Here is a 650-nt window from a genome sequence, read left to right on the forward strand (position 1 = left end):
GGTCAACAGATCAGCGAGGCGCTGCTTTGCCATCACAACATGTCGCGTGCCGAGGCAAAGGCGGAAACCATCCGGCTTCTTGAAAAGGTGCGGATACCTGCTGCGAAATCGCGATCCAATGAATATCCCCATCGCTTCTCGGGCGGGATGCGACAGCGCGTGATGATTGCGATGGCGCTGGCTAGCAAACCAAAACTGCTTATCGCCGATGAACCAACGACAGCTCTGGACGTGACCATTCAGGGCCAGATACTCGATCTAATCAAACTTTTACAGGACGAGGAGGGTGCCTCTGTTCTCTTTATCACCCACGATATGGGCGTAGTGGCGGAGATCGCCGACCGGACCGTGGTCATGTATAACGGCGAGGCGGTCGAAACCGGCAAGACCGAGGATATCTTCGCACGGCCGCAGCATCCGTACACGCGTTCGCTGCTGTCGGCAGTTCCGGTTCTGGGTTCGATGAAAGGGCATGAGCGGCCTTTGCGATTTCCGGTAGTCGATCGCGCTACAGGCACATCCGATACGCCGGTCGAAGCGGCCGATACGGTGCAGGCGGCGGTGCAGCCGCTTCTCGACGTGCGCAATCTTACGACGCGTTTCAACATCCATTCCGGCATGTTCGGCCAGCTCGAGGGACGGGTCCATGC

General features: G+C 58.3%; 1 protein-coding gene. It reads left to right on the forward strand.

Annotated features, from left to right (window positions below; genetic code table 11):
* Window positions 1-650 (forward strand): ABC transporter ATP-binding protein (locus tag ACXJ5O_RS29045; protein ID WP_457302925.1); only part of this gene is annotated, 650 nt, incomplete at both ends.

It is taken from the genome of Phyllobacterium sp. P5_D12, assembly GCF_054049495.1.